This window comes from Larkinella rosea, assembly GCF_003858635.1.
Classification (GTDB): Bacteria; Bacteroidota; Bacteroidia; order Cytophagales; family Spirosomataceae; genus Larkinella; species Larkinella rosea.
Window position 1 is genome coordinate 465,356 of the sequence record NZ_RQJO01000010.1, and the last position, 14,176, is coordinate 479,531.

At 52.1% G+C, this 14,176-nt stretch carries 10 protein-coding genes; 5 read left to right on the forward strand and 5 right to left on the reverse strand.

The features are described 5' to 3' along the window. Nucleotides 1–141 precede the first annotated feature (141 nt). Nucleotides 142–2,154 (reverse strand): hypothetical protein, encoded by a 2,013-nt coding sequence (locus tag EHT25_RS22800; protein ID WP_124877471.1) that lies wholly within the window; start codon nucleotides 2,152–2,154, stop codon nucleotides 142–144. A gap of 5 nt (nucleotides 2,155–2,159) precedes the next feature. Beyond that, nucleotides 2,160–4,031 carry a 3-keto-disaccharide hydrolase gene (locus EHT25_RS22805; protein ID WP_124877472.1) on the reverse strand — a complete coding sequence of 624 codons (1,872 nt, stop codon included), beginning with the start codon at nucleotides 4,029–4,031 and terminating at the stop codon, nucleotides 2,160–2,162. Nucleotides 4,032–4,296: 265 nt separating this feature from the next. Between EHT25_RS22805 and EHT25_RS22810 the strand changes: the two genes are divergently transcribed. Both EHT25_RS22810 and EHT25_RS22815 read left to right on the forward strand, forming a co-directional pair. Then, nucleotides 4,297–5,088: a 3-keto-disaccharide hydrolase gene (locus EHT25_RS22810; RefSeq protein ID WP_124877473.1), complete on the forward strand. Its 792-nt coding sequence runs from the start codon at nucleotides 4,297–4,299 to the stop codon at nucleotides 5,086–5,088. Between the two features lie 178 nt (nucleotides 5,089–5,266). Further along, nucleotides 5,267–6,136 carry a ChaN family lipoprotein gene (locus tag EHT25_RS22815; protein WP_124877474.1) on the forward strand — a complete coding sequence of 290 codons (870 nt, stop codon included), beginning with the start codon at nucleotides 5,267–5,269 and terminating at the stop codon, nucleotides 6,134–6,136. 7 nt (nucleotides 6,137–6,143) lie between these two features. On the opposite strand, the gene EHT25_RS22820 is transcribed toward EHT25_RS22815, so the two are convergent. The 3 genes from EHT25_RS22820 to EHT25_RS22830 are packed head-to-tail and all read right to left on the reverse strand — an operon-like array spanning nucleotide 6,144 to nucleotide 7,451. Then, on the reverse strand, nucleotides 6,144–6,551 hold the full coding sequence (locus EHT25_RS22820) for a putative toxin-antitoxin system toxin component, PIN family (protein WP_124877475.1): 408 nt from the start codon (nucleotides 6,549–6,551) through the stop codon (nucleotides 6,144–6,146). After that, the gene (locus EHT25_RS22825) at nucleotides 6,551–6,817 is read right to left on the reverse strand and encodes a hypothetical protein (protein ID WP_124877476.1); all 267 of its coding nucleotides are present in this window, start codon (nucleotides 6,815–6,817) and stop codon (nucleotides 6,551–6,553) included. Before EHT25_RS22825 ends, EHT25_RS22820 begins: the two co-directional genes overlap by 1 nt. 31 nt (nucleotides 6,818–6,848) lie before the next feature. Then, a complete protein-coding gene (locus EHT25_RS22830) occupies nucleotides 6,849–7,451 on the reverse strand; it encodes an RNA polymerase sigma-70 factor (protein ID WP_124877477.1) in 603 nt (200 codons plus the stop codon). A 227-nt stretch (nucleotides 7,452–7,678) separates the two neighbouring features. Here EHT25_RS22830 and EHT25_RS22835 point away from each other — a divergent pair, with 227 nt between their 5' ends. The 3 genes from EHT25_RS22835 (at nucleotide 7,679) to EHT25_RS22845 (ending at nucleotide 14,066) form a co-directional block, all read left to right on the forward strand. Continuing rightward, nucleotides 7,679–8,746: a FecR family protein gene (locus EHT25_RS22835; protein WP_124877478.1), complete on the forward strand. Its 1,068-nt coding sequence runs from the start codon at nucleotides 7,679–7,681 to the stop codon at nucleotides 8,744–8,746. Between the two features lie 179 nt (nucleotides 8,747–8,925). After that, on the forward strand, nucleotides 8,926–12,369 hold the full coding sequence (locus tag EHT25_RS22840) for a TonB-dependent receptor (protein ID WP_221622322.1): 3,444 nt from the start codon (nucleotides 8,926–8,928) through the stop codon (nucleotides 12,367–12,369). 11 nt (nucleotides 12,370–12,380) lie between these two features. Beyond that, complete coding sequence (locus EHT25_RS22845) at nucleotides 12,381–14,066, forward strand: RagB/SusD family nutrient uptake outer membrane protein (protein ID WP_124877479.1); 1,686 nt, start codon at nucleotides 12,381–12,383, stop codon at nucleotides 14,064–14,066. Nucleotides 14,067–14,176: the final 110 nt, after the last annotated feature.

Here is a 14,176-nt window from a genome sequence, read left to right on the forward strand (position 1 = left end):
GAAAACGTTGCAGGCAAGCTTTCACAAACGGAGAATTTTTGTAATCTAAACTCTCCCAGCAGGTTACAAAAAAAGAGTCAAGCCTAAAGAAAGATCCAGTCTCTCCTTATGCTTAACTCTTAACTTTTAATTCTTAACTCCTTACGGCTGATCCGCATTTTTAGCGGCTCCTGTGTTTCCACCGGCCAGGGAATTGATCCAGGCGGCAATTTTCAGCGCGTCGGCTTTGGGAACCTGCGGCATCGGCGGCATTTCGGTCGAATAATCCGGCCAGTTTTGCGGTTTTGGATTGTAGATCAGTTCCAGAATTTTCTCGTTCGAATAACCTTTTTTCGCAACATCGACAAAAGCCGGGCCGACCTGCCGCTTTTCAGCATTGTGACAAGCCGAACAGGTATGCCGGTTTAGCAACGGTTTTACCTCCTCGAACGTCGGCGCTTTGGCAATCAGCACCCCGGTTTTTGTACCCGTTGCCGTTGTTTTTGCACCGGTTTTTACACCCGGTTTAGCCGAAACACCTTTCTTCGCCGGAGCGGTTTTCGACGCCGATGAGTTAAACGTACTGACCTCATTCATCGCCAGTTTCTGCCCTTCCGGAATGTTGTTCAGCGTGTAATAAGCCGTTGGATGGACCAGCGAATACGAACCCTGGGCCGCCCGAACGCCGTCGAGTGTCAGGTTGTGAATGTAGAACTGACGCAGGTTATCGACAATCACGCGGGCTTTCAACCCGTCGGCCGATACTTTCACGCCTTTTATAACACCCGCTTCCTTGTTGACTGTCGGGCTGCCATAAACCGGGTGGTATTTGTAAATAAAACTTTCGACCGAATACGAAGCCAAATCTTCGGCTGATTTCCGGTCGACAGGCGTCGTAAATTCCACCTCAAAACCGTCCGGCATGGCGCGAACCGCCCGCATTTCAAACGGCATTTGGTTGTTCCAGGTCAGGCGTTGCAGCCCTTCGTCGGCATCCCCCGCCGACCCCCAGCCCCGGTTGGTTTCGCCGACAAACAGCGAGCCGTCTTTGGCCCACGCCATCCGCAAAACGCCCGAGCGAAAACCGCTGCGGAAATCGATCGAAGCACCCTGGTATTCGCCTTTCACTTTCTCCATGAAAACCCGGGTAATTTTGCTTTGTCCCTGATCGCCCACCAGCAGTTGCCCGGCAAATGGCCCGAATGAACCTTCCGGAATCTGAACAATTTCCGAGTTGGAAATGCCCTGAACACCGTGCGGCAACCAAACCACCGGCAATTGGATTTCCGGAAACTCCTTTTTCATTTCGAACAAGGTGTAGTATTTTTCGTCGATCACGTTCTCCGGTTTGATGGCCCGGCCCCGTTCGTCGCGGTTATCGCGCGGGTTGATTTTGGCGTACAACTGCTCCTGCGTCAGTTTAACCGGTGATTTCGGATCGGCACTCCAGCGTAAACCGGCCGGGTGCCCCATGAAAGCGCCTTTTTTGACGTGCCAAACGCCCCCGGAACCAATCCAGTCGCCCTGGTTATCGGCATAAAACAATTCGCCGTTGATCATCCCCAACCCGGCTGGCGAGCGAACGCCCGTTGCCCAGGGCTCGATCTGACCGTCTTTCGTGATGTGCATGATCCAGCCCCGCCAGGGGACGCGACTTTCGCCCGCCCACCATTTTTCGTCGCCAAAGGCTACGTTACCCGAAATAAAATAGGAACCATCGGGCGCAATTTTAGGCCCAAACGTATACTCGTGGTAGTGTCCCGAAACCGGAATATTGGTTACGGTTTCGATGATATCGGCTTTTCCGTCCTTGTTCGAATCCACCAGTTTGGTCAACTCGCCACGCTGGGCGCAATACAGCGCACCGTCTTTGTAGGCCAGCCCCAGCACTTCGTGTAACCCCGACGCAAATTTGCGAAAAAACGGACGACGGCTTGTCGGGTTTTCGACGATAAAAATATCTCCCCGGCGGGTTGCCACGCCCAGATCGCCGTTCGGCAGGACGGTCAAACCGCCCACTTCCAGCAAGGTACCTTCGGGTGCGGACACCTTCAGGATTTTGTAAAAATCTTCTTCCTTGGGCGACTCCTGCGCCCAACCCACCGAAAATGCAGCGGCTGACAACAAGGTACCGACCACCGCCCGGCGAAGAATGGATCTATTTATTCGTTTCATAATCGTTAAAACAAGATCGAGTAAACCAATTTTCCCTTCACCGGAACGATCAGTTCCTGCCGGTCACCTACTTTCCGCACGGCAGGGGTTGCACCGCCCGCGTCGTCGATGCGTACATAATAGGCCTTTCCATCCACGATGTACGTGCCGTTTTCCAAAGCCGCAATCGTACTGCCTTCCGCCAATCGGACGAACAAGTCGCTCGCCGGGTTTTGAACGTTAATTTCACGCCGAACGCCCTGACCATTTTCCAGCACGCGGGTCGCATCCGTAACCGTGGCTCCGTAGGTCTGGTATTTGAACGTCGGACGATCACTTTCGTCGAGCACATACCCGCGCGGACGAAAACCGCTGCCGGTCGTATCAGTTGCCCAGGCCGCCGTTGGAGCCGACAATTTGGCAAGTCCTAAAACCGGGGTACCCAGTCGTTGCACCATACCCATCGGACGCGACGAACCATCGCCCCGTTCGTGCCACATGGGTGTCGTATCTAAAAATTGTCCCCGCCAAACCTGCACCAGCGCACCGTTGTCCATGTCATAGGTGTAATGCACCTGCTCGGGGCTACCCACCGAAACCGCATGAACAACCCGTAAGGTCCGGCCCTGCGCATTTTTGTAACCGGGCATATCCATAAAACTCCGCAGAATGGTATTCGTCGATGCATCGACCAGAATCGGGTCGGTCGGATCACCGTTCATGGCTCCGCTGGCGTCGCTAATGATGTATTCGCGAATACCGGGACCGGTTACGGCCAGACCGATCGACGGTTTGGCCCAGTCTTCCATTTTGGCGTACAACAGTTCAAACGGCACATCGCCCGCAGCCAGAGTGATGCTTCCGCGCTGACGACGGTCTCCCGGGGTAATGACGGTTTTGTTGTTGATTTTCATCATGCCGCCACCGCCCGCAGCACCGAGATTAAAGGCATAATCACCGGCTTCTTTCACGCGAAGTGTACCTGTATAGCGGATCAGAAAGTCGTTCGGAATGCGGGTTACGTTGGCCGTCAGAATCACCGACGAACCTTCGGCTTCCGGCGGCAGTTTGCTGAAATCCGGTTCTTTGTCAAATCGGCCTTTATAAACCGCGTACTTCAGGTTCATCAGTTCCGGGCGCGGTTTGTCGTAGTTTTTAATGATGATGTTCCGGATAGCAACCGGCCCGTGATCGCCCTGAATCCGGAGCGGGCCACTGGCCACTTCGTCTTTGCCCAACGCACCCCGGGTGGGTCCCGCCAGTTCGACGTTTTCGTGAATCGCTACGCCGTTCAGTTCAACGAGCAACATCCGGGCATTTTCGATTTTCTTGCCGCTGGCATCGAAACGTGGTGCCTGAAATGAAATCTTCAGGTGCTGCCACAAACCGGGTGCCCGGCTGGCATTCTGGCGGGGCGGATGGCCGTCGTAGCCTTTCTGGCCATCAGGGCGGCTGTCGTCCCAACGTTCGTAAATCCCCCCATTATCGCCCGCTTTGGGATTTTTGGTTCCCCAGCTATCGAGCAATTGAATTTCGTAGCGACCCTGTAGATAGACCCCGGAATTTGATCCTTTTGCAATCAAAAAGTCCAGATCGAGATCGACGTCACCGTGCTGAAAGTTCGAAACCAGATCGATGTTCCCGTCTTTCGCGGGCAAATTGGCCAGAATTCCGGTTCCGGGTGTACTTTTCAGGACGTCTTTCTGGTTCAGATCACCGGAAACGTCACCGACTATACGCCAGTTGTTACCCGGTTTTTGGAAAGCACTTAAATCGTTTAGTGGCAGAGCCGCGGGCTGGTCCGTTTTGGGCTGGGCACTGGCCAGTCCGGCGCTAAAGACCCACCCGACACCAAACACCAAACGGGCGAACGTCGTGTTCATAGAGGTTGACTTCATTGGATTTTAGTTGAAGTCGGGAAGTTACCTCTTTTTTAAAAATTTTTATGAAATTGATTGCAGTTCTCCCGTTCAACTGTACTATTTCTACACCCGATTTTATAATTCCAAGACAACACGGCGCGCAAAAAGCAATCGCTATGTTCCGGAATGGATTAAAAAAACGAAGTCTGCCCAGGTAGTGCGACCATGGCGTTGACATTTCGCCTATATTTGAAGACGGTTTTTCGTGCAAATCATTGTTTACCCAATCCTATTCTGACAAATGAAAAAAAGTACTTTAGCCCTTGCCCTCGTTTTAGGTCTGGCTCAACTGGCGATTGCCCAGGATAAGCCAAAGCAAAATCCGGAATCATCCGAAATCTGGGAGCCCGTTCCGCGGGTGGTTACACCGGGCGAGTTGTCGCCCGGTACGGCATCCGGCACCACAGCCCCGTCCGACGCCATCGTTCTGTTTGACGGTAAAGACGGCAGCAAGTGGGTATCGGTGAAAGGCTACAGCCCGGACGCCTGGGGTGGTGTAACGGAAGGATCGAACCCCTGGCCGGTTCGCGACGGCGCCATGTTTTCGGCCAAAGGAGCGTCGCTGCGCACCAAGCAGGAATTTCAGGATTTTCAGCTTCACATCGAGTTCCGGACGCCGGACAAAGTAGAGGGCAACGGGCAGGGTCGCGGGAACAGCGGTATTTTCCTCCAGGGCCGCTACGAGTTGCAGGTGCTCGACGGCTACAACAACCCAACGTATTCGAACGGAATGGTGGGTTCAATCTACAAACAGGCGATTCCGCTGGTCAATCCAAGCCGGAAACCGGGCGAATGGCAGACCTACGACATCATCTATTACGCACCGAAATTCAATAAGGACGGAATGATGGCCGAGATGGGCAAAGTGACGGTTTTGCTGAACGGCGTACTGGTTCTGAATAACTTCAACATCAAAGGAACGACGGAATACATCGGTTATCCGAAAGTTCAGGCCCACGGCAAAGGCCCGCTGCTGCTGCAGGATCACGGCAATCCGGTGGGCTACCGGAATATCTGGATTCGGGAGTTGTAAGAATTTAACGGTTTCGTAAGGGGTTATTTCGCGGAGTTGAGCGGAGTTAGAGAAGGTAAGCGGGGAAAAAACTCTGCTGAACTCTTTTTAAACTCCGCTCAACTCCGCGAAATAACCCTTTTTCATTGCCGCATCCTCAAAACCCTTGTTTATATTGCGTCTAAATAACCAATATTCCATGAAATACCTGCTTTTGCTAGTACTCGGATGCTTTGCGTTCACCAGTGATAAACCGGCTTACCGGTTTTATTCCCAGAAATTAAAAACCGTTCAGTATCAGAAAGTTCTGAAAGAAGCCGCCGAGGCCGATGTCGTCTTTTTTGGCGAACTGCACAACAATCCGATTTGCCACTGGCTGGAGCTGCAATTGACGAAGGATTTGTATGAAGCGAAAAAAGAGCAGTTGATTCTAGGCGCCGAGATGTTTGAAGCCGACAACCAGACGGCTTTATCGGATTACGTTTCCGGAAAAACCACGGACAAGGAATTTCCGAAACAGGCCCGGCTCTGGAACAACTACAAAACCGATTACCGTCCGCTGGTCGATTTCGCGCGGGAGCACAAACTTTCCATGATAGCCACCAACGTGCCCCGGCGGTATGCGAGTGCGGTTTCGCGGCAGGGATTTGCGTCGCTCGACACGGTTCCGGCGGCTCAGAAAGCCTGGATTGCGCCCCTGCCCATCACGGTCGATCTGACGCTGCCCGGTTACAAAGCCATGCTGGACATGATGCACGGCAGCGGTTCGAAACCCGATCCGGAACAGGGTGCGAACTTTGCCCGCGCCCAGGCCATCAAAGATGCCACGATGGCGCATTTTATCCTCCAGAACCGCAAACCTGGCACGACCTTTCTGCATTACAACGGTTCGTATCACTCCAATAATTTCGAAGGAATCAGCTGGTATCTGCGCCAGAAACAGCCGGATTTGAAGATTGTGACCATTGCCTCGGTTGAAGTGCCGGACGTGGAAAAACCGGATAAAGCCAATCAGAATCTGGCCCATTTTATTCTGCACATCCCGGCGGATATGACGAAGACGTATTGAGAAATAGTTAGCCTAGTAGCGATAACAATTCGGTTAACGTAACAATCCGGGTATCTTCAAATTGCTTCAAATCAAGCAGATCCCTTTTGTTCCCGGTTATTAAATAATTAGCCTGCCCATCTTTCGACAAGGCCAGTAAAAAGTCATCATCCGGATCGGGGCTTATCGAAACCAGTGAGGTGACATCCACTAGTTCGCATCGGTTTTTCAAATAAGTAACAAAAGAATCCCGATCCGTTGGAGTCAGATACTTACTGATTTTAGGTCGAGTGATGACTTCTTCGATTTCTGCCATCAGAAGCGAATCCGTAAGAATATGGATAGATAAGTCATCAAAAATCCGGCTTAAGCGTTGCCGAAAATTTTTACTAATGAGAGCACTAACGTAAATATTCGTATCCAGAATGATTCGCATCACGCTCTGGTCCGGTTTCTGCGTTCAATCCGTGCTTTCTTTATTTCAGCGTCAATTTCATTTTCTGTTAGATCAGGAATGTCCGGCAGTATTTCCGAAAGATGCTGCCAAGCAGACACAGGTTTTTGTTGAGCTAGCTCATCTACATACTCCTCCAGAATTTGCTGAAGTGTCTTACCTTCTGCCCGGGCAACCGCTTCGGCCTGACGAATTTTCTGTTCTGGTATGTCCAACAACAGTGTCATAATGTTCCAGCCTTTTTTCAAATATACTCAAAAATAATCAACCAGATAAGGTTTACCGCTCCGCCAGCAGCAGCATCAACCACAAAAAACTATAATCCCGCAGTTGCGCACGCAGTAATTTGAGGGCTTTTGACAGGTGGTATTCGACGGTTTTGTCGGTGAGGTCGAGTTTCTGCGAAATTTCCGGAATGGTCTGGCCTTCGAAACGGCTCAGGCGGAAAACTTCCTGCGTTTTGGGGGGCAGTTTCCGGAGTTCGGTTTCAATGGTACCGACCAGATCGCTGTAGGCCAGTTGGTCTTCGGTCGAGAAATCGGCCTGGGAGGTAAAAATCTGCTGGTATTCCTGAAATTTTTCGTGAACGATCTGGCCCCTGATGTAATCGATCACTGAATATTTTAAGGCTCCGAACAAGTACTGATCGGTTCGGCGAACGGACAGCGATGCCCGCTTTTGCCAAAGTTGAACGAACAAATCCTGCACTAACTCCTCGGCAATTTCCTGCGATTTGGTCTTCTGAAAAGCAACCCGGTACAGCGGATACCAATACCGTTCGTAGAGTTCCGCCAGCGCCAGCCGGTTCCCGTCGGACAAGGCCCGCAGTACCCGTTCATCCTCCCAATCCTTCAGTGCAGAAAGCCGTACGTCTTCCGACATGATTCACCCGTTGTCGACTAAATAAACACCAAATTACAATTATTTTACAAAATAGTGCCACTGAATCGATACAGATAACCGGATTGACAATTTTATGATTGAACAAAACGAATAATATTCTTCAAAAACCGACCAATTTATATGAATAATCTTATCTTTTATAAAACCATTTAGGGCAATCGGGGGACTTCTTCGACTTCCACACTGAAGGAACGGTTTATCGGCTCATGCAAAAAGAAGAATTCGTCCGTCTACTGACCAAGTACAATCAAGGCCAATGCACTGACGCCGAAATCCGGCTCATTGATCGTTGGTATGACCAATTGGGTGCCGACAGTGCATTCGCATTGAGCGACGAAGAGCGGCAGAGGCTCAAAAAAAGGCTTTGGCAGAAAATTGATTTACAAACTACCGAAGAAACCGAAACCACTGCGCAACCGGCTGAAAAACCGCTCCGTCGGCCCGTGTTCCGACAGTGGTTTACAGCTGCCGCTGTGGCGGTCCTGATCGGCTTTGGAACCCTGTTCTTCTACCAAAATCCGTCGAATCCTTTGGAAAGGGTTCTTGGAAAAACCGGATCGGAAACCGGATTTGAAGAGCGAACAAACACCACCAGTCAGGCTCAGCTCATTACACTCAACGACGGCAGTATCGTTCACCTGCAACCACAAAGTACGATTCGGTATGCCACTCAACCACTTCCCCAAAAACGGGAAATCTGGCTTAACGGCAAGGCTTTTTTTCGGGTGCAGAAAGATGCCAGCCGCCCGTTTCTGGTCTACAGCAGCAATATTGTGACCCGGGTTCTGGGAACCAGTTTCTGGATCACCGCCAACACCAATGCCCCAACGGTGGAAGTGGCGGTACATACTGGCAAAGTAGCGGTTTTCAAGAAAGACCGGCAATCGATGGTAAAACCGGAAGAAGTTGAAGTGACGGATAAGACCGGCGTTGTGCTGACGCCGAATCAGAAAGTAACCTTTTTTATTGACGAAAACCGCGTGACCCGAGGTTTAATCGACCAACCCGAACCAATCCGGAATCCCGTCCGGCCCGAACCGGCGACTTTCGTGTTTGACGACAGCCCTTTGCCAGAAGTGCTGAAACAGCTCGAAAGCCAATACGGGATTGAGATGGAAATCGGGAACGAGGTGCTGACCGAATGCCGGTTTACGGGGAACATTACCAGACAACCCCTCTACACCAAACTGGAACTGATTTGCCAGTCGATCAATGCCCGGTACGAAGTGCAGGGAACGCGTATTCTGATCAACGGAACCGGTTGTAACCCTTAACCAGACTTAAAACCCACAAACGCCTATGATTTAAGCAATTACTCAAGAAAAAGCCGAAAGTGCGGCTACACTTTCGGCCCGGAATGTACCCCCTGATGCGCATCATAACTCATCTGCCAGGATGAGCGGGGCTTGTTTTGTCAAATGCTTCCATTTTTTCCAACAAAACATACAAAAGTATGAAATTTTGTCGAATGCTCGGTTTGACCCTTCTAACCGTCATGAAAATCTCGTTTTTCCCAATTTTTCTAAGCCTGGTGCTGGCCGGATCGTCGTTGGCGTACGACGGTAAGGCGCAGGATATGCTCCAGCGACCGATTTCGATCAAAGCGGATGAGGTAGCCCTGAAGCAAATCCTGACCCGCCTGGAACGAATCGCCAATGTCGATTTCGTGTATAGCCCGAACGCCATTCCCACGGCCCGGAAAGTGACGCTCAATGCCCAGAATCAGAAGCTGTCGTCGGTGCTGGAAACGCTGCTGAAACCGCTCGGCCTAACCTATCAGGTGATCAGCGGGCAAATTGTGATCCAGTTGCCGCCCGCACCGCAATCGTCCGTCAATGAGTCGAATGCTTTCCTCGAAACCGCCCCCGATGCCGCCGACCGAACGATCACGGGACAGGTTACTGCCGAAAACGACGAAGGAATGCCGGGCGTCAGTGTGGTGATTAAAAATACGACACGAGGCACTTCGACGGACATGGATGGCAAATTTCGGCTATCGATTCCCGATGATCCTTCCACAACGCTGGTCTTTTCTTTTGTAGGCTATGTAAATCAGGAAGTTACCATTGGCAACCAAACCAATTTCAAGGTCCAGCTGCTCGCTGATCTGAAAACGCTGGAAGAAGTGGTTGTGGTTGGCTACGGAACCATGCAGAAAAAGGACCTGACCGGGGCCGTGGCTTCCATTCAGGGCGATGCCATTACGACGCGCAAAACCACCCAGATTTCGCAGGCGCTGCAGGGCGCCATGCCGGGCGTTACCGTCACCCGGGGTAACAGCGCACCGGGTGCCACCGGAACCATCCGGATTCGAGGTATCACGACCATTAATGATGCGGGGGCCAATCCACTTATTATTCTGGATGGTGTTCCCATTGACGACATCAATTCCATCAATCCCAACGATGTCGATAACATTTCGGTCCTGAAAGATGCCGCTTCGGCTTCCATCTACGGATCGCGGGCGGCTGCCGGTGTCATTCTGGTGACCACCAAACGCGCCAAAACCGGTCAGTTGAGTCTCGATTATACAGCAGAATACGGCCTGGAACGGGCCACGCGATTGCCGGATTACGTGAACGCCAAACGGTACATGCAACTCACCAATGAGCTGCGCTGGAATGATAACGGCAACAACGCCAACCAGTACCCTACCTACGCCAAAGATCTGATCGACAATTACGACAACCTGCACGCGCAGGACCCCGATCAGTACCCGAATACCGACTGGCGCAGTATGATGCTGAAAGATTTTGCGCCCCGGCGCAGCCACATGCTCAGCATTTCGGGTTCCGGCAAATCCCTGCGGTCGCGGGTTTCGCTGGGCTACGACAAAACCGATGCGCTCTACGAAGGCCGGAGCTACGAACGGATTACGGCCCGCGTCAACAACGACCTCACCATCACCAAATTCCTGTCAGCCAGCGTTGATATTAATTTCCGGCGGGCCTTTTCGCCCCAACCCATCACCGACGACCGGAATGGTTCGTTTCCTTTCTATAAAATGGGCATCATGCCCCCGGTGTATGCCGCCGAATTCTCGGATGGCCGCATTGGTTCGGGCAAAGACGGGGCCAACATCTACGCCAAACTGAAATACGGCGGTTTTAACAACGCCTGGTACAATCAGGTGGGCGGGAAAATCAGCATCGATTTCACACCGATCAAAGGACTGAAAATCACCGGCGTACTCTCGCCGTTTTTCAATTTTGATAAGATCAAAGTATTTACGAAAAAGGTCCCGTATACCTTGTGGAACAGCCCCAACACCGTTGCCGGATACATTGAAGGGCAGTCGCAAACCAAACTGGAGGAAAGCCGCAACGACAGTTACCGGTACACGACGCAGGCCTTGGCCAACTACGACCGCTCATTCGGCAGCCACCACCTGAATCTGCTGGGCGGTTATGAATATTTCTACGCGTTCAACGAATCGCTGGGGGCGTCGCGCGGGCAATACATTCTGAATTCCTATCCGTACCTGAACCTCGGCCCGCTGGACTTTCGGGACAACAGCGGGAGCGCCAACGAAAACGCGTATCGCTCGTGGTTTGGGCGGGTGATGTACGGTTACAAAGATAAGTACCTGCTCCAGGCCAACATTCGCTACGATGCCTCTTCGCGGTTTGCGTCGGCCTACCGCTGGGGTTCGTTTCCGTCGGTTTCGGCGGGTTGGGTCATTTCGGAGGAGCCGTTTATGAAATCGAGCGCATCGTGGCTGCCTTTTCTGAAACTCCGGGCGTCGTGGGGATCGCTGGGTAATGATCGGATCGGGAACAATTTTTATCCGTATCAGGCCATCCTGAGTTTTGAAAACAATGCCCTCTTTTACCAGGGCAACACGGCGGTTTCGGCCCAGTCGGCGGCCCAGTTCCAGTATGTGATCCGCGACATTTCCTGGGAAACGACCAGTTCAGTTAACGTTGGTCTGGACGTCAATTTCTTCCGCGAACGACTCCGGCTAACGGGTGATTACTACAAAAAAACCACCCGGGACATTCTGCTGGAACTCGAAATTCCCGATTATGTGGGTTTCGACAATCCGTACCAGAATACCGGAAAAATGCACACGTCGGGTTGGGAAATGCAGGCTACCTGGAACGACAATCACGGCGATTTGCGGTACAGTGCCTCCTTAAACCTCTCCGATTTCAAATCCAGTATGGGGGACTTGGGCGGGACGGTTTTCACCGGTGACCAGATTATCCGGGAAGGCAGCCAGTTCAAGGAATGGTACGGTTACGTTTCCGAAGGAATTTACCAAACCGCCGACGAAGTGGCCAACTCGCCCAAGCTGAACGCGAACGTAAAACCGGGCGACGTGCGGTATAAAGACATCAGCGGCCCCAACGGCGTGCCCGACGGCAAGATCTCACCCGAATACGACCGCGTTCTGCTGGGCGGTTCCCTGCCCCGGCTTTCGTTTGGGGGCAATTTCAATCTCGGCTACAAAAACTGGGATTTCGCGCTGGTCATTCAGGGCGTTGCCAAACAGAATTCCCGGCTGGGTGCGGACATCGTTCAGCCGCTGCGCGAAAACTTCGGAACCTTCCCGGCCATTCTGGATGGCAATACCTGGAGCACCTACAACACGCCCGAGCAGAATTTACAGGCGAAATACCCGCGCTACACAAACACGTCGGCCGGTAACAACTACGCCCTGTCCGATTTCTGGCTGATCAACGGCGGTTATTTCCGGCTGAAAAACATCAGCCTGGGCTACAACATTCCCAAACTGGTTGCCACGAAGCTGAGAATGCAGAATCTCCGCGTTTACGGCTCCGTTACGGATCTGCTGTCAATCAGCAAGTTTCCGAAAGGCTGGGACCCCGAAATGGGCGGTCTGGGTTACCCGATTACTACCTCATTTGTCCTCGGCGCTTCTGTTAAATTCTAACTCGATTTTCCATGAAACTGAAAATAGCTATCTTCCTTTCCGGCCTGTTTTTCATGACGGCCTGCGGCAGTCTGGACCTCAATCCATTGTCCGACGGCTCGGGCGAAACCTGGAACTCGAACGCCGAAGAAATCGAAATGTCGCTGAACGGTTTGTATAAAGACGCGTTCTGGATGCAGGATCTGGACGAATGGACCGACGACTGGACGTACCGCGACGCCACTACACCCATCACGGGAGCCACCATCAACGGTGAAACCGACTTTGTCATCACCTGGTGGACAAATACTTACAAGGCCATCGCCCGCGCCAACAACGTGATTCAGAGCGTCGACCGGGCGGGAGCGGTTTTATCCAAGGATCAAATCGACCGGTATGCCGCCGAAGCGCGGTTTATCCGGGCCTGCCAGTATTCCCGTTTGCTTTCTCACTTCGGCAACATTGTGTACACCGAAACCGCCCTGACCATCGAAGAAGCACTAACCTTGAAACAGACGCCGAAAGAGACGGTTTTGCAAAAAATCTACGCAGATTTTGATTTTGCGGCATCCAAACTGAAAACCACTTACAGCAGCTCGGAATTGAAGCGGGTGACGGCCGGAGCCGCTTACGCCATGAAAGCCCGGATTGCGTTGCAAATGAGCGACTGGAAAACCGCCCGCGACGCGGCCAAAGCCTGCATGGACCTGAAAGCATACAGTCTGCACACCGATTTCGGCAACCTGTTTTTGTCGAAAACCAAAAACTCGGTGGAAACGATTTTTGCCCTTCCCCGTTCCGTGGCCCTGAAAGTGACGCTGGGCGGACTGCAGGATTACGTTCCCCGAAATGCGGGCGGCTACGCGGCTAAAGATCCTTCCTGGGATTTGTTCTGTGCGTTTCTGTGCAAAGATGGTCTGCCGATTGATGAATCCCCCCTGTTCAACCCGCGCGAACCGTTCAAAAACCGCGATCCGCGTTGTACGGCCACCATCGTCGAATTCCAGACATCGCACGTCGGATTCATTTTCCAGCCGCATCCGGATTCGGTTCAGGTACTCAGAACCAGCAACAATACGCGGGTCAACAACAACGACACCCGATCCGTTGCCCAGTTTGCCTCGTTCAACGGACTGATCTGGAAAAAGGGCGTCGACGCCGACTGGCTGCTGAATTCCTGGACCGCCGAACCCGACAAAATCCTGATACGCTACGCCGACGTGCTGCTGATGTATGCTGAAGCGAAAATCGAGCTCAACGAAATCGACCAATCGGTGCTGGATGCCATCAATACGGTTCGGGCGCGGGCCTATGGCGTGGCGGTATCGGCCACCACCTATCCGACTGTAAAAACCGGATCACAGGCGGTTTTACGCAAAACATTGCGCACCGAACGGCGGATGGAATTCGCGCTGGAAGGCATTCGTTACATGGACATTATCCGCTGGAAACTCGCTGAAAAAGTGCTGAACAAACTCAATTTCGGCCTGCTCGATCCAGCCGACCTGCGCACCAAAGTAGTGAAAACCGGTTTGTGGTTTTTCCCGCAGAAACCGGAAATCGACGACGACGGCGTGGCGGATTTTACGCCCATGTTCACCGCCGGACTGATCAAACAATTAACGATCCGGAAATTCGACGCGACCCGGCAATACCTCTGGCCCATTCCTTCAAAAGAAGTATTGACGAGCGGTTTGGTCCAGAATCCCGGTTATTGATCTGATAGGAACACGGATGTAACCGATCAAAAACGGATTTTAATTTAATCTGTGTAAATCCGATCCATCCGTTAAATCCGCGTTCCCATCCTAAATTTAAATTTATTTTC

Excerpts from the sequence above, each read along its gene's own strand:
- EHT25_RS22815 (WP_124877474.1), top strand. The coding sequence starts at position 5,267 with ATGAAATACCTGCTTTTGCTAGTACTCGGATGCTTTGCGTTCACCAGT.
- EHT25_RS22835 (WP_124877478.1), top strand. The coding sequence starts at position 7,679 with ATGCAAAAAGAAGAATTCGTCCGTCTACTGACCAAGTACAATCAAGGC.
- EHT25_RS22845 (WP_124877479.1), top strand. The coding sequence starts at position 12,381 with ATGAAACTGAAAATAGCTATCTTCCTTTCCGGCCTGTTTTTCATGACG.
- EHT25_RS22805 (WP_124877472.1), bottom strand. The coding sequence starts at position 4,031 with ATGAAGTCAACCTCTATGAACACGACGTTCGCCCGTTTGGTGTTTGGT.
- EHT25_RS22810 (WP_124877473.1), top strand. The coding sequence starts at position 4,297 with ATGAAAAAAAGTACTTTAGCCCTTGCCCTCGTTTTAGGTCTGGCTCAA.
- EHT25_RS22820 (WP_124877475.1), bottom strand. The coding sequence starts at position 6,551 with ATGCGAATCATTCTGGATACGAATATTTACGTTAGTGCTCTCATTAGT.
- EHT25_RS22830 (WP_124877477.1), bottom strand. The coding sequence starts at position 7,451 with ATGTCGGAAGACGTACGGCTTTCTGCACTGAAGGATTGGGAGGATGAA.
- EHT25_RS22800 (WP_124877471.1), bottom strand. The coding sequence starts at position 2,154 with ATGAAACGAATAAATAGATCCATTCTTCGCCGGGCGGTGGTCGGTACC.
- EHT25_RS22840 (WP_221622322.1), top strand. The coding sequence starts at position 8,926 with ATGAAATTTTGTCGAATGCTCGGTTTGACCCTTCTAACCGTCATGAAA.